We start from the raw sequence: 22,665 nt of genomic DNA, 5'->3' as shown, positions 1-22,665 counted from the left end.
TTCTTTCAGCGTGGTTATAAACAATGGACGCCTGTTTTACTCACGGAGTAAAGCAGAGAATGCTTTACTTGAAAGTAAATGTACATCATGAACATGCTCAATTTTAGGATTAATATGTGCTTTTTCTTTCCATTGATCTAAGGTGATACCATTATCGAGGACTTTTTTGTCATATAAATAGTTTGGAATTAAGCCTGGTAAGGTCACGCGATAATCTCGTGGAATTTGTCCTACTGCATGTTCTAATAAATCAAACAAGATGGTCGTACAATTGCTGATATAGGTGTTATACCAAACTGGGGTATGATTTAGCCGATTGGCTTTGTTCAGGAATTCTAAAAACAACATCTGAATTTCGGTTTGATTCATTTGAATTGGATAAATATAGACATCTTCTTCGCGAATATTTGAGCGGGTATAAATCAAATCATTTTCATCGCCTACGACCAGTGCCAATTCATACTGCCGAAAAAAACCGCCAATGGTGGAGAAACCTTCATCCTTTTCCTGACGAACCTCTAAAGAAAATGCGAGATGTTCGCCACCATCAAAACCAAATGTAATAAAAACATGCGCAATAGGACCTTGCATAAAATGAGATACCACTAAATCTATACGATCTAACTTTTCTAAATCGTATTGTCGTGTTTCCCATCGCGTCACGTAGTCTTTATCACTGTGCCAAATAAAATTTCTGACATTCTGTAATTCCACTTTGCCATCTTTGAATTGGAATTGAATAATTTTGTCGGTTTCATCCTGCCAAACGCGATCATTGCGCGGCTCTAAGGAAAAAAAGCTAATCATGGCAATCAAAAAAATAATCAAATACGCCCATGTGAAATAGGGCTTATAGCTGTGTTGCTTGAAATGGAATATCCCTGTAATGATGGCAAGTCCAACCCAAAACAAGATTAGTGCATAAGTGAAAATGGCATTAACAGGCTGATGTGTCCAAATGAATAAGATTGCCCAGAGTGATGTGAGACATAAAAATATAACGAGTAGGCTGTTTTTTATTTTAGTTTTCATGGCTGATGGATATGTATGAGTTTTCTATTTTTATAATGAATTGAAGTTAAGCTTTGAAGTCCATATTTGTAAAATCAGACCGAGTCTTGAAATTCAGTTGCTTAGCAAAACCTTTAAAAAACACTTGAAACCATTTATCTGAGTGCTGATGAATACGTAAATAAATTGGTGTAGTTTAGATAAATAATAGCTCTATTTGTTTAGTTATTCTTCTTTCTTGGTGCTCGATTTGAACGATGCATGTCAGAGTCTTGCTTATGACTAATTCTAAATTATGTTTGATGTTCGGTGTGATCTCAGCTTTGCTGATGAGTTTGACTCATGCCGAAAATATTGCGAGCCTGCCTTCAATTCAATTGTTGGCGGACGATGACTTACGTGATGAAGTTGTGACGACTGTTACACCTTTTCAAGAAGATCAAAAGGTGCGTCAATCTTTGCAACATCAAGTGATCAAAAAAGAACAGGATATTCAAAATGCTGCTTTAGAGCAAAGTTCACCTGCACTGAATATTCAACCAAAAACCCCAGTGCCTGATATGAGTCATCTATCACCTTTACAGCAGCAGTATGTTTTGTCTGTTGCAGCAGGTTTACAGTCGAATGATCCGAGTTCAGGCATTTTTAGAATGTTAGAGCCTTTAGGGATTGATCGGGAAAAAGCATTGAATCATGTACGTCAGGGAGGAGGCGTGATTCCAGTGACCTTTGATGAGCAACGTTTAAATCAGTTGTTTGGTGATCAATGGCGTGGTGGTATTAAATAAATTCTAATAATCATATTATTCTTTTAGGGTATAATTATAAGCATTATATAAACTTGTAGTAAAAATACAGGATACAACATGTTTAAAGTCATTGGAAAGGCAAGAGATTTAAAAAGTAATACTGATGTTGTTTATTGTCAGGTAAGTCCTGAAAAGTATCTAAAAATTGTGGGTGATGATTTTCAAAATTTTGAATTACAAAGAAAAAAAGAAAATCACAAAGGATATGGTCGATTGAAACAGGATATTATTGAAGGAGCATTACTGCCTTCAATAACTTTAGCTGTAAAGCATGATCTTGTAGAGGATATTGTAAAGAATATAGAGGATATAGATAAGTTAGAGAAAAGCTTATCTTCAGAGGATGGCATAGTAGATATTTTAGATGGATTACAACGTACGTATATTTTAAAAGAGTTGAAAGAAAATAATGTTGAATTTAAAGAAGGGCAAAGCTTACTTTTAGAGTATTGGTTAGAGTTAGATCTTAAAAACATCGTATATAGAATGATTGTATTAAACTCTGGTCAAAAAGCAATGTCGATGCGTCATCAAATTGATTTACTTTTTGCAACTACTAAGCAAACTATACAAGAAAATGTAGATGGTATTGAGCTATTTACAGAAAGAGATGGTGCTCGACGAACATCTGCCAATAAATATCCATTAAATAATATAGCCGCGGCTTACTATTCGTTTCTTAAAGCTTCTCCAGAACAAGACAGTGAAAATATTGTTAACGATCAAATCAAAAACAATGAAATTTTCGAGTCAAGTAAAGAAAAAATAAATGAAGATTTTGATACTTTTATAAAAATATTAAATAAATTTAAAGTTATTGATGGGCTTGTTTGGCAATTATATCAAGATGAACCAAACATAGATGATGGGCATATGTGGTTAGGTTCTGATAACGTTATTGTAAGTTTTTTTGCTGCAACTGGTTTACTAGTAAAAAATAATATGCAGGATAAGGTTTTCTCAACTTTAGATAAAATGATTAATTCATTACATAATTTAATTGAGCAGGGTGCCCCTTATGATTATTTTAATTTAGATACTTATGAAAATCTTTTAAAAGGTATTAATTCTAAAAAACTAAATATAGGTTCAGCTAGAAGAAAATATATATTTTTAATGTTTAAAGAGTATTTGAAGTCTGATGGTGATTTTGATTTTAAAGCTTGTTGGGATATGGCGGCTATCTAAATGCAACAACTTGATAGTTTAAAGGATCGATACTTAGATAGCCTCGGTGAAACTAACCGTAATATCATAATTAAAAAAGTAACTTTTAATGATTCAATGTATGTAGTAGTCGATGGATTAGTCTTAATAGATGTTGAAGAGGTAGATGAGCTTATACGACATGAAAAGAGCATCACTTTAAAATATGATGGAAGTGAAATTGGTGCATTGTTAATAACTGATATTAATAAAAATATTTATGATTTTAGCGATTTAACTTCCTCAGAAATTATATATTTAATTTCAAAAAAAATTTTAGGAGAAAATCTTGATTCTGTAAAATTTGAAAAAAATTTTGTTTTAATTAAAGAGGATTTTTTAATTAAATATATTAGAGATTTTTATGAGACTTCAAGTTTTTGGGGTAAATATTCACATGATTCTAAAAGTCATAATTTTGTACCCCAGATAAGTGAAATTGAAATACCTGAAAATATATTTAAATTTCCAACACCATTTCATAAAAATACTTCTATAAATAATTTAATTTCTGTTTCACCTTTTGATAAATATCTAAAAACGTACCATCAGATTGAATTGTTATTTAATTTAATAATGGTTAAGGCTATACAAAAAATTGATATATCGAGTATTAATAATATTAATAGTATTTATAAGGATTTAGGAAAAAACGAGTTTGAAACTATAGTCTATATTATTGATAAATATTCAAAAATTGATGAGAAATATTTGAAGATTATTGTGGATGGGTTTGCCAATAATGAAAATTTATGTGAAGAGTTTCTACAAAAATACTCAAAGTCCTCTAATCCGTTATCCGATATAGTGCGTTGGGAAAAGTTTAAGAAGTTTGCAATTAAGTCAAATCAAAGTGGCTGTATTAGTTTAGATGATTTTTTTAATATAGCATGTGATGAGAATGTTGCATTTTCCAAACCGACGCAGAAACAAGATTTTATAAATATAATAAGACGTATTAATGGATATTGGATTTATAGAATTAGATGTAGTATTGCACATAATAAGCTTGGTGAATTCATCTTTGAGTCTAATGAATCTCATTATGAATTTGTATATAATTACGGATTGCCACTGTTGACTACAACTTTATCTTGTATATTTGCAGATAAAGATTTTGAACAGTTATTCTCATAAAAAACCCCGCAATAAGCGGGGTTTTCTTTGGTCACGTATTTAAAAACTTAAACACGTTCGATCACAGTTGCGATACCTTGACCTAAACCAATACACATCGTCGCAAGACCGATTTGTGTATCTTGTTGTTCCATCACGTTTAACAACGTCGTTGTGATACGAGCACCAGAACAACCCAATGGGTGACCAAGCGCAATCGCACCACCGTTTAAGTTCACGATGTCTTGTTTGTCATGTAAACCTAGACCTTTCAATACTGAAAGACCTTGAGCAGCAAATGCTTCGTTTAACTCAACAGTTTGAATGTCACCAATGCTCAAGCCAGCACGTTTAAGCGCTTTTTGAGTTGCTGGAACTGGACCATAACCCATGATCGCAGCATCACAACCTGCAACCGCCATAGAGCGAATTACAGCACGTGGCTTAAGACCTAATGCTTGCGCACGCTCAGCAGACATCAATAACATTGCAGATGCACCGTCAGACAACGCTGATGATGTAGCAGCAGTCACTGTACCGCCTTTAGGGTCAAACACAGGACGTAACGCTTTAAATGCTTCAAGGTTCGCATCTGGACGAATCACTTCGTCTACATCACATAGGATTTTGAACCCATTTGCATCATGACCTTCAACACCAATGATTTCGTTTTTGAAACGACCTTCTTGAGTAGCAGCCCAAGCACGACGGTGAGATTCAACACCAAAAGCGTCTTGCTCTTCACGGCTAATGCCATTCATACGACCTAACATTTCAGCCGTTAAGCCCATCATGTTAGATGCTTTCGCATAATGTTTAGATGCTTGTGGGTTCAAGTCGATACCATGCATCATGCCAACGTGGCCCATGTGCTCAACACCACCAATGATGAAGATATCACCTTGGTTTGTCGCAATTTGAGCAGCTGCGGTATGAATTGCTTGCATTGAAGAACCGCAAAGACGGTTAACAGTTTGACCTGCAACAGTTTTTGGTAAGTCTGCCAATAACACGATGTTACGACCGATGTTCATGCCTTGCTCTAGAGTCTGGTTCACACAACCCCAGATCACATCTTCAACTTCGTTCACATCAAACTGGTTACGAGCAACCAATGCACGAACTAATTCAGCAGATAAGTTATCGGCACGTACATTGCGGAACATACCATTTTTGGTTTTACCCATTGCTGAACGTACGCCATCAACGATGACAACGTCACGTGGATTTAAAGTAGCCATTCACGTTGCTCCTTAACCGTAGAATTTTTTGTTGTTAGCAGCCATGTCACGCAACATTTGTGGCGCTTCATAAGCCTTACCTAAATGCGCATACTTGTCGCAAAGCGCAACATACTCAGCTACACCAGTTTGATCGATGTAACGGCATGGACCACCACGGAATGGAGGGAAGCCTACACCCATGATCATTGCCATATCTGCTTCGTTTGGTGTTGCAACGATGTTGTCTTCTAAGCAACGAACAGTTTCGTTACAGAAAGCAATCATCATACGGTCAATGATCTCTTGAGAATCAAATTCACGTTTTTCACCAGTCACGACAGAAGCAATCACGTCATACGCTGTTGGATCAACAGTTTTTGCTTTCTTGCCTTTCTTGTCCAATTCATATTTGTAGAAACCAACATCGTTCTTTTGACCAAGACGTTGTGCTTCATACATTGTTTGGATTGAACCTTTGAAATCAGGCTTCATACGGTCAGGGAAACCTTCAGCCATCACTTCTGCACCGTGAACGCCAGTATCAATACCGACAACGTCCATTAAGTATGCAGGACCCATTGGCCAGCCAAATTTTTCCATCACTTTGTCGACTTGTTGGAAGTCAGCGCCGTCTTTAAGAAGAAGGTCAAACGCACCAAAGTAAGGGAACAATACGCGGTTTACAAGGAAGCCCGGGCAGTCATTGACAACGATAGGAGTTTTACCCATTTTTTGAGCGAGTACGACAGTCGTTGCAATCGCTTCAGCTGAAGTTTTTTCACCGCGGATCACTTCAACCAAAGGCATCATATGCACTGGGTTAAAGAAGTGCATCCCTACAAAGTTCTCAGGACGTTCAAGGTTTTCAGCCAAACGCGTGATTGAGATCGTAGAAGTGTTTGATGCAATGATCGTGTTTTCACGTACTTTAGATTCTGTTTCTTTGAGTACGATGCCTTTCACTTTCGGGTTTTCAGTTACCGCTTCGATCACGATATCGACTTCTTTAAACTCATCATAGCTTAATGTCGGACGGATACGTGCAAGCGTTTCACCCATTTGAGCAGGCTTGATTTTCTTACGTTCAACTTGTTTAGTCAGAAGACCGTTTGCTTCTTTCATTCCTAAAGCAAGTTGTGGGTTACCAATATCTTTCATGATAATTGGTGTGCCTTTGCTTGCCGCTTGATAAGCAATACCACCACCCATGATACCTGCACCAAGTACTGCAGCTTGATTTACAGGGTGAGCGCCTTGTTCATATTTTTTCGAAGTTTTCTTCACAACTTGGTCGTTGATGAATAAACCAATCAACGCACCTGCTTGTGGCGTTACCGCTGCTTTTGCAAAGTGTTCAGCTTCTTGGCGAAGTGCACCAGCACGATCTAAGCTTGAACCTGCTTGCATAGAATCAAGCAATAATTTTGGCGCAGGGTATTGTGTAGGATTAGCTTTCGCAAGCACCACACCTTTAGACGAGTTGAAAGCCATCATTTGTTCTAATGGATTCAACTTAATTGGATCTAATTTTTCTTGACGCTTCGCTTTCCAGTCTAAACGTCCTTCGATTGCTTGTTTAACGATAGAGATCGCAGCATCTTGTAATTTATCAGCAGCAACCACCGCATCGACCGCACCATCTTTAAGTGCAGCAGGTGCTTTTTTCGGGTTCGCCATTGCCATCCATTCAACAGCGTTATCGATACCGATAACACGGCTTAGACGAACAGTACCACCGAAACCAGGAATGATCCCAAGTTTAATTTCTGGAAGACCAACTTGTGCTGATTCTGACATCACGCGATAGTCACACACCAAGCACATTTCAAAACCGCCGCCCAATGCCATACCATTGATTGCAGCAACTTTAGGAATATTTAAATCTTCGAATGAGTTGAAGATTTCATGAACAGGCATCGCCCAATCTACAATGACTTGTTCGCCTTGCGCAAAGTTTTCACCAAACTCAGTGATGTCTGCACCAACGATAAATGTAGATTTACCAGATGTAACGATAAGACCTTTAATCTCAGCGTTTGATTGAACAGCAGCAATTGCAGCTTTAAAGTCGTCAATTGTTGCGCGGTTGAATTTATTAACCGACTCACCTTGTAAGTCAAAGCGGAATTCTGCAATTCCGTCCGAAAGCATTTGGACGGTAATGGCATTGCCAGCGTGGATCATGCCCTGATCTCCTTTTTTTTGGAGGACTTCTAAGTTGATGTTGTGAAGCAAGTGCGTATTTCCTGCGCACATTAAAGCTTCGCTAATCTTACGATAACTATATCGAAAAAGAACATAACAAGTTGTATCAAGCCGTGACGCAATGGTCATCTATTTATTGCACCAGCATGCGTTATAAAACAGCAGATGCGCATGTAGAGTTTGTTCTTCTTACAATAAAGCGATTGTTTCAATTGGCATTTTATTTAAAAACACTTCAACTTATATCTGGGGTAGGTAGGTAATTTCAAGTTATTTTGCACTTTAAATTTCGTCATAAAAGTCAATAAACTGAAATATAAAGCCATCAAAAGTCTATTTGTAGAACACAATGTTTCGTTGTTTGGGGTAGTCGTTATACAATTTACGTGATTATCTATACATCTAAATTGGAACAATTCACTTCCAATTTAGATGCAGCATCTCCTCATTTAACCCGCTAACCAAAGATAAACCGAGTCAATCAATGATCAAGTGGATTATTCTCGCGATATTCATCATATCGGCACTGTATATTCAACGTCGTGGAAAAGTACGACATTCGTTCTATCGTCAATTCTTTGATCATTCGACCATTTTGGCACCTATTAATTTTTTGATGTATATGTTCTCTAAGGTGCCAAACCAGCCTTATATCGACACACAGCATTTTAAAGATTTAAAAGTGTTAGATGAAAATTGGGAAATGATTCGTGATGAAGCCAAAGCTTTATATGAGCAGGGTGGGATCAAAGCCTCTGAAAAATATGATGACCTAGGCTTTAACTCATTTTTTAAAACTGGTTGGAAGCGTTTTTATTTAAAATGGTATGACTCTGCACATCCTTCAGCAGCAGAACTGTGCCCTAAAACGACAGCATTGCTTAAAACATTGCCAACCATTAAAGCAGCGATGTTTACTGAGCTTGCTCCTGATAGTCGATTAGTTCGTCATCGTGATCCTTATGCGGGATCTTTACGCTATCATTTAGGGTTGTTGACGCCAAATGATGATCGTTGCTTTATTGATGTAGATGGTCAGCGATATTCATGGAGAGATGGTGAAAGCGTTGTGTTTGATGAAACCTACATTCATTATGCAGAAAACACGACGGATCAAAATCGTATTATTTTCTTTGCTGATGTAGAGCGTCCTTTAAAGACACGTTGGATGGAGCGGTTTAATCATTGGTTTGGTAAAAATGTAATGACTGCGGCAAGTTCACCGAATGAAGCAGGTGATCAAACGGGTGGTCTGAACAAAGCATTTGGTTATATTTATCGCTTGCGTGTGAAAGCAAAAGCACTGAAAGCGAAGAACCGTCAGTTATATTACTTTTTAAAATGGTTCTTGATGTTAGGGATATTCTTCCTGATTTTTATTCGACCTTATGTGTTTTAAGACCATTTAGATCAAAATGCGCTCAGGGCGCATTTTTTAATTTTACTTAAAATTCTGTAAATTAAAATTGAGAATTGGTTCAATAAAAGCTATGCTTTTGTGTGTAAAATATACAAAAGAAAATTCAAATGAATCTCAAAAAAACAATATTAGTACTAAGTGTTTTACCGTTTTTTTTAAGTGCCTGTGGCGGCGGTGGGTCGGGAGATTCGTATGAATCATCACCGAGTACACAATTTCGAAACGGTGATCAACTCTATTCAATTTACTATAATTCCAACGATCGATTCGGCTTAAACTATATTGAATTTCAAAATGGACAATTTACTTATACGGATAGTTTTAAACCGTTGAATAGTGTGATTGTGACGCGAAATCGTATCTATCAAACCTATGATCAAGCCCAAAATACGCTCAGTGTGAATAGTCCTAGTCATTGGACGATGAATATCATTGGTGACATCCAAACGGATATCGAAATGGAGCGTGTAAACCTATCGGGTAAAAATGTTTTTGATACAGTTTTACCAGGTTATCGCAACATTGATCGAAATGATTTGAGCCCTAATGTGAGATTGTTTATCGCCAAAGATGGTCTTAAAAATTTTTCTTCAGGTAGCTATTGTTATAGAAAGAAAGCAGAACAAAACCGAGTAGATTTTTTACAACTCTATCCAAACACCAGTGAACCATTGGAAGAGAGTTTTAACCAATTTTATGAAGATAACTTGCTGTATCTTGATCTTTTAAATGAAAAAAATCCAATAGTTAAATTTCAACTTGCTAAAGATCGTTGGATGGGTATGAATTTTAGCAGTATTTTTGACACCAGTATGAAGATTAGTTTAGATGATTCAACAGCCATTGAATTTGAAAGCAAACTATATCCTGCTGAATATCATCAAACTTTGAAGCGTACGACTGATGATGAATATAAGCTCTATGAAAAATTGCTAATGAACGATGATGTTGCAGAAAATAGACAGCGTTATCAGTTATTAATGGCAAATATTGAAAAAGGGTGTACGTATTATAATAAAACGGCAGCAGAATCCTTTGTCACGATTCCTGGTTTAAGATGATTTGTTTAAAAAAAGCCCATAATGGGCTTTTTTTATTAATTGATGATCGAGAGCTGACCGTCTTTGCAATCCAGCTGGAGATGAAGTTGATCTGGATGCTTTAGAAAGTAGATCGCAATAATGGGTTCTAGTTCAGTTCTCATTTTACGTGCTAAATGACGTGCCCCAAAGCGGATATCATGACCCTGATAGAAATATGCTTTGGCAAGGTCTGATAAATGAACCTGACGTTTTTGATGTTGCAAACGAATGTTGAGTTTTTCCAGTTCAATATCAACCAACTTAGGGAGTGCATCATCTTGAACAGGTTGATAATGAAGGACACGATCAATTCGATTCAGAAATTCGGGATCAAAACTGCGATGCAGTATTTTTTCAATGATGGCTTTCGTGGGTAGGCGTTTTAAACATAGATTTTGAAGTTTTTGTGGTAAAACATTTAATTTATCTAAATATTGTTGTGCTGCGCGTGCTCCTGCATTACTGGTCATAAAAATCATACAATTACGAAAATCAATCGTTTTTGTTCCAGCAGTAAGGGTTAGGCGACCTGTATCCAACACATTCATTAAGCCACGAATCACTTCGGGAGAGGCTTTTTCAAGTTCATCAAATAGCATAATGCCAGGACGGGTATGAGAGCCATTAATCGCAGTTTCATCGAACAAACTGTGACCTTCTTTCGAACCGACATATCCAGGCGGAGCGCCTGTTAATGCGGCTGCATAATGTTCTTGAGCCAGTGTATTCATATCGATACGACAAAACGCATCAGGACGACCATAAATCGCTTCAGCAATCAAACGAACAGTCTCTGTTTTACCAACACCTGTTGGTCCAAGCATTAAGGTGACAGACAAGGGGCGTTCAGGACTTGAAAAGTCAGCTTTGACCACGTGAAGCATTTTTTCGATTTCATCTAAGGCTGGATTTTGCCCAATGATGCGATCACGCAATAACTGCATCACTTTGGCTGGTTCAAAATGAAAGCGAGACTTTCCAATGAGTCGATCTTTTTCTGAAGGACTATGAGATGAGAGTGCAGGTTGTATGGCGTGGAAAGCACGATCGGTCGCAGTCATGTTGGCGCATCCATGAATGAATCAGTTGAAAAGCATATCAAACTTGAATTTAACAACTCAGACTTTTTAACAATCAGCTGATTATAAAATCTGCGATCATTGCCCTGAACTGTTGGATCAACAAGGTTTTAAAATCGTCTACCGAAATGCACTTGAAATAGAGCGCGTTACCATCACAATAAGCTCATGCTGTTGCATGAATGACTGACTCTACATTAAAGGCTGCTTGTGAACGAAAACGCACGTGAACACATTGAAAAAATCTTAGCCAATCTTACGACTTTACCTGGTGTCTATCGCATGTTAGGTAAAGATGGAGAGTTGTTGTATGTGGGAAAAGCGAAGAATTTAAAAAATCGTGTTTCTAGCTATTTTGTTAAAACTATTGAGCATCCCAAAACACAGGCTTTAGTTGCCCGCATTCATGATATTGAAACCATGGTGGTCCGCTCAGAAACGGAAGCATTACTTCTTGAACAAAACTTAATTAAGCTTCATCGACCGCCGTATAACATCATGCTGCGAGATGATAAATCTTACGTCTATATTTTTGTGTCTAGTGATAAGCCTTATCCACGTATTGCAGCAGGTCGTGGTAAGGGGAAACATCAAGCAGGTAAATTTTTTGGACCTTATCCAAGTGCCTATAATGCACGTGATACATTGGTGGTCTTACAAAAATTATTCAATGTCCGCCAATGTGAAAATAGTTATTTTGCGCAACGTAAAAGACCATGTTTGCAGTATCAAATTAAACGTTGCTCAGCTCCATGTGTGGGCATGATATCACCTGAAGACTATAAAGATGATGTTGATAACTCTATTCGTTTTTTACAAGGGGACACACGTGAGCTTAACCAAGAATTAATTGCTAAAATGGAAGCGGCAGCAGATGCTCTTGAATTTGAAAAAGCCGTTTTTTACCGTGATCGAATGGCATTATTGCGTGATGTTCAAACTCAACAAGCGATTTACAAAGTCAAAGGTGAAGCAGATATATTGGCGATCGCATACCAAGCGGGGGTAACGTGCGTTCAAATTATGCACGTGCGTAATGGCAAGATGTTGGGTGGAAAAAGTTATTTCCCAGATATGTTGGGCGATGATTTGGGACAAATGCTGGCAGATTTTATCGCAAACTTTTATTTCCAAGTTGCCGATGAGATTCCAACAGAATTAATCGTCAACGTGGAGCTGCCAGACAAAAAAGACATAGAAGAGGCACTACAACAAAATTTTGGCAAAAAAATTCTGATTAAATCAAAAGTTCGAGAAACCCGTGCAGAATGGCTCGAGCTTGCGACCATGAATGTACAGCATGCCATTAAAGGACAACTTGCTAACCATTATGAATTGAATGAACGTTTTCATCAGTTAGAAGAGGTGGTCGGACGTCCAATTGATCGTATCGAATGTTTTGATATATCCCATACGATGGGCGAAGCAACGATCGCTTCTTGTGTTGTCTTTGATAGTGGAGGGGCTCGTAAGCGTGATTACCGTCAGTTTGCTATCGAAGATATCACTGGCGGTGATGATTATGCTGCCATGCGTCAGGCTTTAACACGACGTTATAAGAAGGCAATGTTACCAGACTTGCTTCTCATCGATGGTGGTAAAGGGCAATTACATATGGCAAAGCAGGTCATGCAAGATCTTGGATTGGATGCATTCATGGTGGGGGTTTCAAAAGGGGAAGGGCGTAAGCCTGGTTTGGAAACCTTACATTTCACTGATGGTACAAAGATTCAACTGCCTGAAGACCATAAAGCGCTACATTTAATTCAACAGGTTCGTGATGAGGCGCATCGATTTGCCATTACTAAACATCGTGCCAAGCGCGATAAACGTCGTGGGCAGTCAGTTTTAGAAGCCATTCCAGGGCTAGGACCAAAACGCCGCCGTGATTTATTAACACATTTTGGTGGGATTCAAGGGGTATTAAAAGCCTCTGAAAAGGATCTGAATTTAGTCCCTGGTTTTGGTGCAAATCTCGCTCGGACTGTGTACAAAATCTTGCATGAGTAATCATGCATATCAATTTGCCAAAATGATCATTGACCTGTGAGTCATTGATCATTTACCTCAATCTGAAAATTCAGCATGCTAGCGCGATAAGAAATTTAAAATAAAAGGGTTGCGCATGTCATTTGGACAGGTATTTCAAGAAATTGATCAACAAGAATGGGTGGAGATCCCTGAGGGCTGGTTGCAAGGTCGTACCATTTTTGGTGGTTTAACCACGGCGATGATGCTACACAAAGCAACACAAATGATTCATGACCCTCAAAAAAGATTATTGAGCACCAGTGTGGTATTTGTGGGTCCTGTTCAGGAAAAGCCAGTCAAAGTGACAGTGGAAATTTTAAGGCAAGGTAAATCTGTGACCAATATTGAGGCTCGGATTTGGCAGGATGATGCTGTACAGGGAATTCTGCTGGCAAGTTTTGGTTCAGACCGTGAATCAGTCGTGAATATGGATCAAACTCGCTCAGCACCACAGTATGATTCACCTGAAAGTTTAGTTAAGTTGCCTTATCATCCTCTTATGCCGCAATGCTATCAGAACTATGATCTGATTTGGGCTGAAGGGAAATACCCTTGTACGGCTGCTGAAAAGCCAGATTTTGGTGGATGGTTTCGATATGCAGAATCTAAATTTGAAGCAGGTCCGCTGAGCATGCCTGAATTTATAGCAATGTTAGATATTTGGCCTGCAGGAATTTTTCCTATATTAAAAAAACCAGCACCGGGAAGTTCAATTTCTTGGTATGTGACGCTGTTAGAACCTATTCAAGCTGACCGACGAGATTGGTTTAAATATAAAGTATTTACAGATCATTCTGCGCATGGTTATTCTACTGAATATGCCCATATTTGGGACCATAATGACCGTCTCGTTGCAATTTGTAGACAGACTGTCGCGATTTTTGCCTAGTCGACAGCGGGTAGTGAATCGTTTAAAGTAAGCGGATTAAAGAATCAAAGCTCAAGTTTTTATTGCAAATTTTAGCTGTAATTGGGGCAAACTGGCGGTGTCTATGTCTACAGGTCGCATCCTGAATATACCAAATATCTTGACGCTAGCACGTATTGCGTTAATACCTGTTTTTTTAATTATTGCCTATTGGCCTCCTGCGATTGGTGTGGGTGGGCATGAAGGGGGTATGACGCGTCATATCATTCTGACTGCAATTTTTGTGATTGCTGCTGTCACAGATTGGTTTGATGGTTATTTGGCAAGAACATTGAATCAGACTTCTGCATTCGGACGTTTTTTAGATCCTGTTGCGGATAAATTAATGGTCGCAGCAGCATTGATTGTTTTGGTGCAATGGCAACCTACAATTTCGATGGCTTTTGCTGCGATTGTGATTATTTCACGCGAGATTACGGTTTCTGCTTTGCGTGAGTGGATGGCTGAGCTCGGTGCACGTACCAATGTGGCTGTATCTACGGTTGGCAAATATAAAACAGCTTTTCAGATGATCGCTATTTCGGTGTTCTTACTCAATTGGAAACCACTTGAATTAGTTGCATATGGTTTGTTGTATACCGCTGTAATTTTAACACTGTGGTCCATGTTTATTTATTTAAGAGCGGCATGGCCATATCTAAAACAACCCTAATATATTTAAAGCGCCAAAAGGCGCTTTTTTATTGTGTTGAGAAAGTGATCTAAAAATGAAAATTAAATTTGCTATTGGTTTAAGTATCTTGTTGAGTTCAAACATTTATGCGGATGATTTATCAAGGGCACAAGAGTATTTGCATAATTACGGAATCGCGTATTGTCTATCTCATTCTGAGATTTATGCAAATGAAGCAAATATTGCGAGAGGTGGATATTTTCAACTCGGTGAGCATAGCCATGAGGCGGCAAAACAAGTGCAAAATTATATTGATCAAGCGCTCAAAGAAGCGTTAGGCAGCTATCAATATTCAAAAGAGAAAGCATACCTTATGCGTTGTTTGGAAATCTCTTATTCAACGCAGTATCGAAATTATATTAAAACTGTTTATGCGTTAGATGTTATCGAAAATCAAAAATAACCTTAATTGCTTAAGCTTTTCTGCTGAGGGTTAAAGTAATTCATATTGGGGGATTCAACCGCTTTAAAGTTGAATCATCTTAGAGATTAAAAATAACAATGAAAAAAATACACTTTCAAAAAGTCATTGATGACTTAAACCTTATGGAAATACTCAAGCGGTATCAAGTTACAGTGGTCGGTACGCCACCTTTAGAAATTGCAACAGCACAAAGTGATATCGACCTCATTTGTAGTTATCCGATTGAGCAAGAGAATCATTTGATTGAAACACTAAAATTATTTCAAACATATAAGGCATGGTGCATTGAGCGAAGTTATTTTGAACGTGATACTTGGATTTGCCGATTTGAATATTATGCTTGGTCAATTGAGATATTTTGTTCTACAACACCAATTCATCAGCAGGCGGGATTCCAGCACTTCTATGTTGAACGTAAAATATTAGATTTGGCAAATGACCAATTTAAACAGGAAATCATTCGCCTTAAGCGAAAAGGTATAAAAACTGAACCTGCATTTGCACAGATGTTAGCGCTCGATGGTGATCCTTACACGAAGTTAGGTCAGCTCTATGAAGCAGATGGCTGTGTGTTGATTCAACTGCTTCAATGCCAAGGTTACCTAGATTAAACTTTAACTATGGGTTTCCTCATCCCCATCGTCTTCAAAAGTTTTTGCAATTTTTTCGATATTCAAACTTTTAGCCATCGCATCAAAAATTTGTTTATATACACCGTCTTGATGGTAAAGAGCATCATGTTCTCCATGCTCGGCAATTTCGCCTTCTTTCATGACATAGGTGTAATCCGCATCAATAATTTGCGACAGGCTGTGCGAGATAATAATGACAGTACGTCCTTGTTTAATCTCATCAAGGCTTTGTTTAATTTGTTCCGAAGCAATGGCATCCAAACTCGCTGTCGGTTCATCTAAAAAGATAATCGGTGGATTTTTCAAGAACATACGAGCAATCGCAATACGCTGTTGTTGTCCTCCAGAGAGTTGCAATGCATCGGAATGATAGCCATCTGGAAGTTGTAAAATTTGCTCATGAATGGATGCTTTTTTAGCAGCAATGATCACGTCTTCTTCAGTAGCATCTGTTTTACCATAGCGAATATTTTCAAAAATAGTCCCTTGGAAAATATGATTTTTTTGTAGGACTAATCCAATATGATCTCTCAAATATTGTGTATCAATTTGATTGAGATCGATGCCATCGAGTTCGATACACCCCTGATTAGGTTCATAAAATTTATCTAAAAGACTGATTAAGGTTGATTTTCCCGCACCTGATAAGCCAACTAATGCAGTAATTTTATTGGGTCGAATCTCCATATTGATATTCTTTAGTGCGTGGTGACCGTTTGGATAAAAGAATTCAACATTTTTCAGCGTAAATTTTCCTTGAATTTGCGGTTTGAGTTGACCTGTAGGTTCAATTTGATCATCTGCTTCTAAAATTTTAAAGAAGCTTTCTGAATAGATCATGGCATCATTCACTTCATCATATATACGATGTAAGGAGCGAATTGGCGCGGATACATTATTGAACAACAGTACATGAAACATGATCATACCGATGCTCATCTGACCATCAAGCACAAAATACGCAGTTAGGATGATGATTAAAACAATACCTATTTGTTCAATAAAGGTTTTTAACCCATCAAATAAAAAGCTGACCTGACGGGTTTGCATTTGATTATCTGTGAGTTTTTTTTGTAGTTTGAGTTGTTTGGTTGATTCTATTGACTCGCGGTTGAAAGATTTGATAACCGTAATTGAATTAATAATTCCGAGGATACCTTGGCTTTTCTTTTCTCGACCATCACGTAAATTTCGACGCCAGCCTCCGAGTTTTTGTGCTTGTTTATAAGTTAACCAGAAGTAGATTGGAACGATAGTGGTCGCCACCAAGCCAACATAAAAGTTGGCGTAGTACATTAATCCTAAAGCCACGATCGCACTGGTAAATAACGGCAAAATTTCAATAAAGAATATTTGAACTAGACGAGTCAGAGAGCCAATACCACGATCGATTCTTGTTTGTAATTTTCCCGCCTGATTATCCTCTTCATTGAAAAAAGCTAATCTATAGGTCAGAAATTTTTCAATGATGCCTTGTGCTAGATCTTGTGAAATAAAAATTCTAAGTTTTTCACCATAAAACTTTTGTCCGAATTGGACAAAAGCATTAATTACTTCTTTACCCAATAATATCGCTGTAATGGTAATCAGGATATTCCAGCCTTCAGCTAAGCCAAAACCATTCTCAACCAGCGCATTAATTTCATCAACCGCATACTGCAAAGTGAGTGCATTCACTTGAGCTGTGAAAGAGCCGATGAGTGTAAGAAAGAGAGTGGCAATTACTAAAAAGCGATAAGGTCGAACGAAAGGTTTAAGTTTTAGAAAAAGTTGCCATAAATTCATAAGCGATTGTTTTTATTGTCTAGATTTATGCCAGTCTAAGCTTGATTGTCCAGTGTCACAAGCGTTCACAATGTTTCAATTTGTCAGTTAAAATACTCAGCTAATATACGGTTATATTTTCATGGCAAATTGGTTATGAACTTCGAGCTGTTTGCACCCGAACCCAATTCAAACCTCCTACCTTGTGATGGGATTGTAGAAGATTACGGCCTTATACTTACTCATGCTGAATCACAGGATTATTTCGATTATTTTTTAGAAGGTTTGGCTTGGAAACAGGATGAAGTGATTTTATACGGCCAATATTTTAAGACGGGTCGTAAAGTCGTATGGTATGGTGACCAAAACTATCAATATCACTATTCAGGAATGGATAAACAAGCACAGATTTGGGATTTGAAATTATTAGCACTCAAGCAAAAAATTGAACTTATAACAGGAGTTCAATTTAATTCTTGTTTGGCTAATTTGTATGAAGATGGAACTCAAGGTGTAGGATGGCATAGTGATGATGAGGCTGCATTAAGAGATCCTGAACATGGCGAGACTGTCATTGCCTCACTGAGTCTCGGTGCAACACGAAAATTTAGATTTAAACATCGTGATAAAACTCATACTGCGGAAATGTATCTACAATCAGGACAGTTAATTGTAATGAAAGGTCAAACACAGCGTTTTTGGAAACACACTTTAGCGAAATCAACCAAAGTATTAGAGCCTAGAATCAATTTAACCTTTCGCTATTTTTATCCTAGATGAAATGGCAAGTATTCTATTAAGGTTGAATACCTTGAGGATTACGATACCAACTTTCAATAAATAAAGCGGCTGCCAAGCTGTCTGCGGACAACTTTTTTCCACGCCCTTGCGCCTGATAATGATCGAGTTCATCACGCGCTTCGCGAGTTGTTAATCGCTCATCCACCATCCATGTTTCTATATTGGTTTGGTGTCTTAAACGACGGGCAAATTTACGTGCTCGTGTTGATAGTTCCGATTCGCTATCATCCATATTCAGTGGTAGCCCGACTAAAAACAGATTTGGAGAATGCTGTTTTACAATTTTGAGTAGATCATCCCAATTGGGAATGCCATCTTTCATCGGTAAAAGTGAAAGTGGGGTAGCACTTTCAATAATAGACGATCCTACAGCCATTCCTGTTTTTTGTGTGCCAAAGTCAAAGGCCATAATAAGTTGAGCGGTAGTTGAATCAGGCATGTCCAATCTCAGATGAAAGCCATGTACGATCGACCCCCATTTTTCTATAGGCAGCGTCCCAGCGATCGTCATAGGGTAAGTTAAAAATCAAATCCATATCAGAGTCACAAATGAGCCAGTCACCTCGAGCGATTTCTTGCTCCAACTGGTTTTTACTCCAACTTGCATAGCCTAAAGCAATTTGATAGCGACCAACACCTTCATTGTGTGCGATTGCATCAAGAATATCCTTTGAAGTTGTTAAACAGAGATTTTCACCTACAGCGATGGACGCATGCCAAGTAGGTTGACCCGTATGAAGTACAAAACCCGCTTCTGGTCGTAAAGGACCACCTTGTAAGACATCATGTGGGTGAACATGATCTGCCACGATATCAAGATCTGTTAAGAGTTCTTTAACCTGAATCCCAGCTGGACGATTGATCATAATTCCCTGCGCACCTTCATGATCATGACGAGCGATATAGACCACACTATTTGCGAAGAAATCATCTGCTAAATCAGGTGGGGCAATCAGGCAACGGTGCGTTAGAAATTGTTTACTCACCTAATGGCTTCTCCTATGTTTGAGTATCACTTTACTTCAACATACTAGACTTATGGGTTTTCAACAATCCTTTTAAAATAATCAAGATGTGCTGACCTGAAACTTTAATTGTCTTAATTGTTTTGCATGTTGAAGGGTGGTCTCGCTAATTTCGACACCACCAGTCATACGAGCAAGCTCTAATATCCGTTGATCTTCATCAAGCTCAACGATAGTGCTGCTAGCAGGGTCTGTTTGCAGTTTTTTCACTAACAAATGTTGGTCCGATTGCGCTGCAACTTGGGCTTGATGTGTAATACATAGAATTTGAACATGTTGACCTAATCCAGCCAATAAGCGACCGACAATCTCAGCTGTTCCACCGCTGATGCCCACATCAATTTCGTCAAAAACGAGTACTTCTGCTTCAGTTTTTTCTGCATTCATGACTTGCATGACCAATGCAATACGTGACAATTCACCACCAGAAGCAACCTTCGCAAGCGGTTGAGGTGGAATCCCTTTGTTTGCTGTGAACAATAATTGAATAAAACTAAACCCTTCAGATGAAGGTTGCTCCAGAGGATCAAAACGGAATTCAAAATGAGCTTCTGGTAAAGCCAGTTGCTTGACTTGTTCTGTTAAGAGTTTGGCTAAGGGTTCTGCTGCTTTACGACGGATATCATCTAGATATTGAGCTTTCTCTATAAACTGTTGATGTGAAATGTCAACTTGTTCAGCCAAAGTCTCTGGATCTTCAAGCTGATGTAATTGTTCTAGCTCTGCCTGCCAATGTTCGTATTCTGATTTTAAATCTTCGGGTTGTACTCGATATTTGCGCGCTAAACGATGGAATATTTCCAGTTGCGTGTTTAACTCTTCCATTCGTTCAGGGTCAAAACTCTGACGGTCAATGAATTGTTTTAAATTCGCACTGGCATCATCGAGTTCACTTTGCGCATTTAATAATGAGTTATAAATTTCAGAGAGTAAATCACTACGACCTGCATGAGATTCAAGCTTGCGAATAATACTTGAAATTTCCTGAGTGATATTTTGATCAGACTCATCTAAAACGTTGATTGCATAACTACAATCTTGCATGATGTGTTCATGATGACTTAAGCGATCGAACTCTTGTTCAATTTCTTTATAGTCAAGTCGAACCACTTCTTCTAATTCTTCTAATTGAAGATTAAGTGTCTCAATGCGTTGAAGGCGGGTGGTCTGTGCATCAAGCGCAGCTTGATGCTGTCGGATATTTTTTTGCCATGCGTTATAACTGTCTTTGACAGCAAGCGTATGTTGAGCAAAGTTGCTGTAACGATCTAACCAATGTTTTGGATAGGGCGGTTCTAACAATTGTTGCTGACTATGCTGGCTGTAAAGTTGGACTAAGAGTCTGCCTATTTCCTTTAATTCTGAAAGACTACTTGGACGTCCATTGATCCAAGCTTTACTACGACCTGTAGCAAAGATTACCCGTCTTAGATGAATTTCACCCGATTCATCTGCCAGCTCATGAGTGCTTAACCATTCAGCTTCAGGACTTTGATCTTGATAACTAAATACGGCTGTAACATCAGCCTTATCTGAACCATAACGAACGTAATTCGTATCAGTACGCTCGCCTAAACACGCTGATAATGCATCGAGTAATAAAGATTTACCTGCACCAGTTTCACCCGTAAGAACATTGAAACCTTGATCAATATCAATGGCTAAGTTATCGGCTAAAGCAAAGTTGATCAGATTAAGGTGTGTCAGCATAAACGCATCCGAGCTGCGAAAGTGTGGATTCTAAGATAGAGAAATTTTGTTTTAGTCTCAAGTCACGACATTTGAATATGAGAACTTTTAGTTTGCATTTTAACTGAAATTAGGTTGATTACTAGTGACTGAATATATTCTTTTACCTGTGTACAAAAGATATATAGAAGAAATCAAAAAAATCTTTAAATTTCATCAATAGGGAACAAAAGTTGCTTATAAAAACCATTGCAAAACACTGATTGATTAGTTGCTCGAGCGCAATTAAACTACGGCAATTAAAATTTATAAAATGCGCATTATTTGGAGAATACGCATGTCATCACAATTTGATCATGTATCTGTTGTAAAAAAATCAAATGTTTATTTTGGCGGGACGTGTATTAGCCACACTGTTCAATTTGAAGACGGTACGAAAAAAACACTTGGGGTTATTCTACCGACGGAACAACCGCTTACTTTTGAAACACATGTACCAGAGCGTATGGAAATTATTTCTGGTGAATGTCGTGTCACAATTGCAGACAATGAAGAACATGAGCTTTTCCGTGCAGGGCAGTCGTTTTACGTGCCTGGTGAGAGCCGTTTCAAAATCGAAACAGATGACGTATTAGACTACGTTTGTCATTTCGAAGGCTAACAGCCCGACAAAAAATTTGACCAACATTCAATGGTCAAATCGGTTAAACTATTCGCTATATAAAATCCTGTAAAGTTGGCTTTGCGGGATTTTTCTTTTCTATATTATTGTATTGTCTTAGTGAGTTGAGGTCGTTCATGGCTAAACCCGAATATTATTATGGCGTTCATTCTGTGGAGTCATTGTTGGAGTTAGAACCTGAACGCGTTTTGACTCTATTTGCACTAAAAGGTCGTGATGATCAACGTTTAAAACGTATTTTTGAGTTGGCTGAACCTTTCGGAATTAGTATTCAAAAAGCGAGCCGAGACAGCCTTGAAAAACTGGCTGGACAACCTTTTCATCAAGGTGTCGTTGCTGCAGTTCGTCCTCATCCAACGCTGAATGAAAATGATCTTGAGCAATTAATCAAAAGTACAGACAATGTTTTTTTACTGGCGCTTGACCAAGTGACGGACCCGCATAATTTGGGTGCGTGTATTCGAACTGCGGCAGCCATGGGCGTACACGCGGTTGTTGTTCCTCGTGATCGTTCTGCGAGCTTAACACCAACGGCTCGTAAGGTTGCTGCTGGTGGTGCAGAGAAAGTTAAATTTATCCAAGTGACGAATTTGGCTCGTACTTTAGCCAAAATCAAAGATGATTTTAATGTACGAGTGATTGGCACGATGTTAGATGAGCATGCTCTACCTATTCACGAATGTGATTTGACTGGTCCTGTTGCAGTGATTATGGGTGCTGAAGATACTGGTTTAAGACCGATTACACAGGCGCAATGCGATCACAAAGTTTATATTCCAATGAGTGGCAATTTACAAAGTTTGAATGTGAGTGTGGCGACAGGCATGGCACTTTACGAAGCGTGTAGACAACGTCAAGCCTAATT

Annotated in this window: 21 protein-coding genes; 13 read left to right on the top strand and 8 right to left on the bottom strand. The window is 38.2% G+C overall.

The window, feature by feature from the left end; translation table 11 throughout:
* Nucleotides 1-36: 36 nt before the first annotated feature.
* On the bottom strand, nt 37-1,032 hold the full coding sequence (locus tag AC1M9P_RS09210) for an Lnb N-terminal periplasmic domain-containing protein (RefSeq protein ID WP_035265971.1): 996 nt from the start codon (nt 1,030-1,032) through the stop codon (nt 37-39).
* A 257-nt stretch (nt 1,033-1,289) separates the two neighbouring features.
* Here AC1M9P_RS09210 and AC1M9P_RS09205 point away from each other — a divergent pair, with 257 nt between their 5' ends.
* From AC1M9P_RS09205 to AC1M9P_RS09195, 3 genes are all read left to right on the top strand, one after another.
* Nucleotides 1,290-1,799 carry a hypothetical protein gene (locus AC1M9P_RS09205; protein ID WP_481587400.1) on the top strand — a complete coding sequence of 170 codons (510 nt, stop codon included), beginning with the start codon at nt 1,290-1,292 and terminating at the stop codon, nt 1,797-1,799.
* A gap of 78 nt (nt 1,800-1,877) precedes the next feature.
* Entirely contained in the window at nt 1,878-3,008 is a 1,131-nt protein-coding gene (locus AC1M9P_RS09200; RefSeq protein WP_481587399.1) for a hypothetical protein, read from the top strand.
* Entirely contained in the window at nt 3,009-4,163 is a 1,155-nt protein-coding gene (locus AC1M9P_RS09195; RefSeq protein ID WP_481587398.1) for a hypothetical protein, read from the top strand.
* Between the two features lie 47 nt (nt 4,164-4,210).
* Here the strand turns inward: AC1M9P_RS09195 and fadA are convergent, their stop codons facing one another.
* Entirely contained in the window at nt 4,211-5,383 is a 1,173-nt protein-coding gene (gene fadA, locus AC1M9P_RS09190; RefSeq protein WP_035265978.1) for an acetyl-CoA C-acyltransferase FadA, read from the bottom strand.
* Between the two features lie 12 nt (nt 5,384-5,395).
* A complete protein-coding gene (gene fadB / locus AC1M9P_RS09185; RefSeq protein ID WP_481587412.1) occupies nt 5,396-7,549 on the bottom strand; it encodes a fatty acid oxidation complex subunit alpha FadB in 2,154 nt (717 codons plus the stop codon).
* A gap of 505 nt (nt 7,550-8,054) precedes the next feature.
* Here fadB and lpxO point away from each other — a divergent pair.
* Both lpxO and AC1M9P_RS09175 read left to right on the top strand, forming a co-directional pair.
* Complete coding sequence (gene lpxO / locus AC1M9P_RS09180) at nt 8,055-8,969, top strand: lipid A hydroxylase LpxO (protein ID WP_035265982.1); 915 nt, start codon at nt 8,055-8,057, stop codon at nt 8,967-8,969.
* 128 nt (nt 8,970-9,097) lie between these two features.
* Nucleotides 9,098-10,051: a hypothetical protein gene (locus AC1M9P_RS09175; RefSeq protein WP_481587397.1), complete on the top strand. Its 954-nt coding sequence runs from the start codon at nt 9,098-9,100 to the stop codon at nt 10,049-10,051.
* A gap of 35 nt (nt 10,052-10,086) precedes the next feature.
* Here AC1M9P_RS09175 and AC1M9P_RS09170 read toward each other — a convergent pair whose 3' ends face one another.
* Complete coding sequence (locus AC1M9P_RS09170; protein WP_481587396.1) at nt 10,087-11,133, bottom strand: AAA family ATPase; 1,047 nt, start codon at nt 11,131-11,133, stop codon at nt 10,087-10,089.
* 228 nt (nt 11,134-11,361) lie between these two features.
* Here AC1M9P_RS09170 and uvrC point away from each other — a divergent pair, with 228 nt between their 5' ends.
* The 5 genes from uvrC to AC1M9P_RS09145 all read left to right on the top strand — a co-directional run bounded on the left by uvrC (nt 11,362) and on the right by AC1M9P_RS09145 (nt 15,818).
* Nucleotides 11,362-13,161: an excinuclease ABC subunit UvrC gene (gene uvrC / locus AC1M9P_RS09165; RefSeq protein ID WP_481587395.1), complete on the top strand. Its 1,800-nt coding sequence runs from the start codon at nt 11,362-11,364 to the stop codon at nt 13,159-13,161.
* A 115-nt stretch (nt 13,162-13,276) separates the two neighbouring features.
* Nucleotides 13,277-14,071, top strand: coding sequence for an acyl-CoA thioesterase (locus tag AC1M9P_RS09160; protein ID WP_481587394.1), 795 nt, complete (start codon nt 13,277-13,279; stop codon nt 14,069-14,071).
* A gap of 103 nt (nt 14,072-14,174) precedes the next feature.
* A complete protein-coding gene (gene pgsA / locus AC1M9P_RS09155; RefSeq protein ID WP_035265993.1) occupies nt 14,175-14,762 on the top strand; it encodes a CDP-diacylglycerol--glycerol-3-phosphate 3-phosphatidyltransferase in 588 nt (195 codons plus the stop codon).
* 55 nt (nt 14,763-14,817) lie between these two features.
* Nucleotides 14,818-15,186, top strand: a complete 369-nt coding sequence (locus AC1M9P_RS09150) for a hypothetical protein (protein WP_481587393.1) — start codon at nt 14,818-14,820, stop codon at nt 15,184-15,186.
* 98 nt (nt 15,187-15,284) lie between these two features.
* Complete coding sequence (locus AC1M9P_RS09145) at nt 15,285-15,818, top strand: DUF4269 domain-containing protein (RefSeq protein WP_481587392.1); 534 nt, start codon at nt 15,285-15,287, stop codon at nt 15,816-15,818.
* 3 nt (nt 15,819-15,821) lie between these two features.
* Here AC1M9P_RS09145 and AC1M9P_RS09140 read toward each other — a convergent pair whose 3' ends face one another.
* Nucleotides 15,822-17,624, bottom strand: a complete 1,803-nt coding sequence (locus tag AC1M9P_RS09140; RefSeq protein ID WP_481587391.1) for an ABC transporter ATP-binding protein — start codon at nt 17,622-17,624, stop codon at nt 15,822-15,824.
* A gap of 135 nt (nt 17,625-17,759) precedes the next feature.
* Between AC1M9P_RS09140 and AC1M9P_RS09135 the strand changes: the two genes are divergently transcribed.
* Complete coding sequence (locus AC1M9P_RS09135; RefSeq protein WP_481587390.1) at nt 17,760-18,383, top strand: alpha-ketoglutarate-dependent dioxygenase AlkB family protein; 624 nt, start codon at nt 17,760-17,762, stop codon at nt 18,381-18,383.
* Between the two features lie 16 nt (nt 18,384-18,399).
* On the opposite strand, the gene ruvX is transcribed toward AC1M9P_RS09135, so the two are convergent.
* The 3 genes from ruvX to recN form a co-directional block, all read right to left on the bottom strand.
* Nucleotides 18,400-18,843: a Holliday junction resolvase RuvX gene (ruvX, locus tag AC1M9P_RS09130; RefSeq protein WP_035266001.1), complete on the bottom strand. Its 444-nt coding sequence runs from the start codon at nt 18,841-18,843 to the stop codon at nt 18,400-18,402.
* Complete coding sequence (locus AC1M9P_RS09125) at nt 18,836-19,390, bottom strand: YqgE/AlgH family protein (protein WP_035266003.1); 555 nt, start codon at nt 19,388-19,390, stop codon at nt 18,836-18,838. The genes ruvX and AC1M9P_RS09125 overlap by 8 nt, the downstream gene beginning before the upstream one ends.
* Nucleotides 19,391-19,471: 81 nt before the next feature.
* Complete coding sequence (recN, locus tag AC1M9P_RS09120) at nt 19,472-21,139, bottom strand: DNA repair protein RecN (protein ID WP_481587389.1); 1,668 nt, start codon at nt 21,137-21,139, stop codon at nt 19,472-19,474.
* 316 nt (nt 21,140-21,455) lie between these two features.
* Here recN and ppnP point away from each other — a divergent pair, with 316 nt between their 5' ends.
* Together ppnP and rlmB are read left to right on the top strand one after the other, a co-directional pair.
* Complete coding sequence (gene ppnP / locus AC1M9P_RS09115; RefSeq protein ID WP_092766653.1) at nt 21,456-21,779, top strand: pyrimidine/purine nucleoside phosphorylase; 324 nt, start codon at nt 21,456-21,458, stop codon at nt 21,777-21,779.
* Between the two features lie 137 nt (nt 21,780-21,916).
* Nucleotides 21,917-22,663: a 23S rRNA (guanosine(2251)-2'-O)-methyltransferase RlmB gene (gene rlmB, locus AC1M9P_RS09110; RefSeq protein ID WP_179998797.1), complete on the top strand. Its 747-nt coding sequence runs from the start codon at nt 21,917-21,919 to the stop codon at nt 22,661-22,663.
* Nucleotides 22,664-22,665 lie beyond the last annotated feature (2 nt).

It is taken from the genome of Acinetobacter sp. 25-47-122 (assembly GCF_056779695.1).
Note: the sequence above shows the minus strand (reverse complement) of the source record. Positions and strands in the feature narration are given on the sequence as shown.

Coding starts and splice junctions, on each gene's coding strand:
- AC1M9P_RS09210 (WP_035265971.1), bottom strand. CDS start 1,032: ATGAAAACTAAAATAAAAAACAGCCTACTCGTTATATTTTTATGTCTC.
- AC1M9P_RS09205 (WP_481587400.1), top strand. CDS start 1,290: ATGACTAATTCTAAATTATGTTTGATGTTCGGTGTGATCTCAGCTTTG.
- AC1M9P_RS09200 (WP_481587399.1), top strand. CDS start 1,878: ATGTTTAAAGTCATTGGAAAGGCAAGAGATTTAAAAAGTAATACTGAT.
- AC1M9P_RS09195 (WP_481587398.1), top strand. CDS start 3,009: ATGCAACAACTTGATAGTTTAAAGGATCGATACTTAGATAGCCTCGGT.
- fadA (WP_035265978.1), bottom strand. CDS start 5,383: ATGGCTACTTTAAATCCACGTGACGTTGTCATCGTTGATGGCGTACGT.
- fadB (WP_481587412.1), bottom strand. CDS start 7,549: ATGATCCACGCTGGCAATGCCATTACCGTCCAAATGCTTTCGGACGGA.
- lpxO (WP_035265982.1), top strand. CDS start 8,055: ATGATCAAGTGGATTATTCTCGCGATATTCATCATATCGGCACTGTAT.
- AC1M9P_RS09175 (WP_481587397.1), top strand. CDS start 9,098: ATGAATCTCAAAAAAACAATATTAGTACTAAGTGTTTTACCGTTTTTT.
- AC1M9P_RS09170 (WP_481587396.1), bottom strand. CDS start 11,133: ATGACTGCGACCGATCGTGCTTTCCACGCCATACAACCTGCACTCTCA.
- AC1M9P_RS09160 (WP_481587394.1), top strand. CDS start 13,277: ATGTCATTTGGACAGGTATTTCAAGAAATTGATCAACAAGAATGGGTG.
- pgsA (WP_035265993.1), top strand. CDS start 14,175: ATGTCTACAGGTCGCATCCTGAATATACCAAATATCTTGACGCTAGCA.
- AC1M9P_RS09150 (WP_481587393.1), top strand. CDS start 14,818: ATGAAAATTAAATTTGCTATTGGTTTAAGTATCTTGTTGAGTTCAAAC.
- AC1M9P_RS09145 (WP_481587392.1), top strand. CDS start 15,285: ATGAAAAAAATACACTTTCAAAAAGTCATTGATGACTTAAACCTTATG.
- AC1M9P_RS09140 (WP_481587391.1), bottom strand. CDS start 17,624: ATGAATTTATGGCAACTTTTTCTAAAACTTAAACCTTTCGTTCGACCT.
- AC1M9P_RS09135 (WP_481587390.1), top strand. CDS start 17,760: ATGAACTTCGAGCTGTTTGCACCCGAACCCAATTCAAACCTCCTACCT.
- ruvX (WP_035266001.1), bottom strand. CDS start 18,843: ATGCCTGATTCAACTACCGCTCAACTTATTATGGCCTTTGACTTTGGC.
- recN (WP_481587389.1), bottom strand. CDS start 21,139: ATGCTGACACACCTTAATCTGATCAACTTTGCTTTAGCCGATAACTTA.
- ppnP (WP_092766653.1), top strand. CDS start 21,456: ATGTCATCACAATTTGATCATGTATCTGTTGTAAAAAAATCAAATGTT.
- rlmB (WP_179998797.1), top strand. CDS start 21,917: ATGGCTAAACCCGAATATTATTATGGCGTTCATTCTGTGGAGTCATTG.